Source organism: Pseudanabaena mucicola FACHB-723 (assembly GCF_014696385.1).
Classification (GTDB): domain Bacteria; phylum Cyanobacteriota; class Cyanobacteriia; order Pseudanabaenales; family Pseudanabaenaceae; genus Pseudanabaena.
In genome coordinates this window covers 1-2157 of sequence record NZ_JACJQB010000093.1, presented here as the reverse complement: position 1 = coordinate 2157, position 2157 = coordinate 1, and the positions used below count along the sequence as shown (strand labels likewise).

Annotated in this window: 3 protein-coding genes and 1 pseudogene; 1 reads left to right on the top strand and 3 read right to left on the bottom strand. The window is 38.9% G+C overall.

What is annotated here, in order from left to right; translation table 11 throughout:
- The 3 genes and pseudogenes from H6F41_RS18660 to H6F41_RS18650 form a co-directional block, all read right to left on the bottom strand.
- Window positions 1–642 (bottom strand): annotated as a pseudogene (locus H6F41_RS18660) (hemerythrin domain-containing protein); the annotation flags it as partial.
- 87 nt (window positions 643–729) lie between these two features.
- Window positions 730–978, bottom strand: coding sequence for a GlsB/YeaQ/YmgE family stress response membrane protein (locus H6F41_RS18655; protein WP_169365152.1), 249 nt, complete (start codon window positions 976–978; stop codon window positions 730–732).
- 95 nt (window positions 979–1073) lie between these two features.
- Entirely contained in the window at window positions 1074–1535 is a 462-nt protein-coding gene (locus H6F41_RS18650; RefSeq protein WP_190404957.1) for a YtxH domain-containing protein, read from the bottom strand.
- 497 nt (window positions 1536–2032) lie between these two features.
- Here H6F41_RS18650 and H6F41_RS19455 point away from each other — a divergent pair.
- On the top strand, window positions 2033–2157 hold a 125-nt coding region (locus H6F41_RS19455; RefSeq protein WP_190404956.1), incomplete at its 3' end, for a manganese catalase family protein.

The window sequence follows — 2157 nt, the reverse complement described above, 5'->3', positions numbered from 1 at the left end:
ATCACTGCCGATAATGCTCTCAATTGGTTCCATCACTGCGGTATCGTTTTTCAGCGCCTTAGGTAAGTTCTTTGTGGTGCTCTTGATCTCAATTTGCTGTAAAGCCGCGATTGAATCCTGTACCCTTGACCACAGTCCACTATCAGAGGGCTTACCAGTTAACTCCATCGTACTGAGGGATTCCATGATCCCTTTCAGTTGCTCCTCATGTCCACGATTTTCAAAGTTAACCGTATTCAGAGGGGCGATCGCTACAGCGATATCTGCACCAACCACTTGCCCAGCCTTGTGAACAAGAACTCCTGCCATTGCTTGAGTATGTTTGAGAATTTCATGCTTGGCAACCTTTTCAAACAAAGTGAGATCGGAGTCTTGCATCATCTTGCCAAGATCTTCAAACTCTTTCTGCATGAATGGATTTGGCTCAGCTTTAATTCCATACTGAACAATCACCGTATCGATGATACCCAAGTTCTTCTGATCATCTCTGAGAAAGCCTTCTAAACGATTAGTGATTTCTCGATCTGGACAAGCTGAGATTAGACTTTTCTCATTGGCAATTAGCAAGTTTTGAGTTGCTTTCATGTCTGCCAATTTGACTGCGATCGCAGTGCGTTTGTTATCTTCGAGTGTTACTGACATTGACGTTAATCCTTTAAATAATCTATTAGTAATTTGTACAAAATTTGAATTTGAGAACTCTCTTTTAATCCAATGGGAAAAAGATAATTAAGAAGTTCTATTGACTAAGCGAATACCGTATAGCAAAACCACTGCACCAATAGTTGCCACAAACAAGCTACCGATTAAGCCGCCACCTGTAGAGACTCCAAAGGTATTAAATAGGAAGCCACCTAACAATGCGCCGACAATACCAACCACAATATCGCCTAAAGTACCGAAGCCACCACCGCGAACTATTTGACCAGCCAAAGCACCAGCCACTAGTCCGATTAAAATGAACCAAATAAATTCCATACATTTTTTCTCTATTTATCTATTTAAAATTGATAGGAATGAGCGAACAGTAATCACTAAGTAAGAGACAAGTGATTACTGTTTTCTTACTGCATTTACTGTCCTAAGAAGTCTTGAGCAGAATCAATGGCTTCATCGACTTTGCTGCCAGCTTTATCAGGCAAGTCTTTGGCTCCATCCTTAACTTCATTGGTGCGATCGCTTGCCATTTCCTTGGCTTTATCAACACCATCACCAATTTTGTCTTTGGTATCTTTAGCGACTTCCTTCGCCTTGCCAATATTTTCCTTAGTGCCTTCCTTGACATTTTTAGCCAAGTCCTTAGCACGATTACCTGCTTCTTTGGCAAGATCCTTGGAGGTATCAGCAAGTTTGTCGATCACCTTGTCAGTTCTACCATCGCGGAGATCACGACTGATTTCCTTGGCAATGCCTGCGGCTTTGTCGATCGCCATGTCAGTCTTCACACCTTGAGTGATCTCTTCAACTTTGTTGCCGAACAGGCCAGCCAAGGGAGATGCGATCGCTCCAGAACTAAAAAAGGTCGCTTGTAACATCAGAACCAGCGCAAAACCAGAAGCGAAAAGAAGTCCTTTCTTGACACCATCTAGTAACGCAGTAACTGGACTATGAAAATGATTAGATTTGCCCTTGTTAAATATATGATTCACTTGGTTTACCTAATGTTTTATGTGTAGTTTCATTGGTCAGTATTCAATCTAGTAGCTCATTGTTTGATTCCGTGTTTGTGCAATGTATGAATTGAGTAAATTGGACTAAAAGAGAATAAATCTTTACTATAAAGTTTTTTAAACTTTGACTCGTTTAAAATATTAATTGATTGTATTTTTATCAATTGCGACTAAAAAGTATTTATTTTTTTAAATGCTTTTCTGTAACAATTTAAATAGTTTTAAACTATCTCATACAATTCATTCAGTTTTTTATATTTATCTATACGCGATTTATGACAGTCAGGTGTAAAGATATTTTCAGTAAGTAAATTACGATTGATATTCTACATAAGTTACACAAAATAATTGAGTGTCAAATTATGTTTTTCCACAAGAAAGATCCCATTCATACTGTGCAAGTCGATAAAGCTGATCCTCGTTTTGCTCAACTCTTATTAGAGCAATTTGGTGGAGCAACAGGAGAGCTTTCCGCAGCTTTACAATA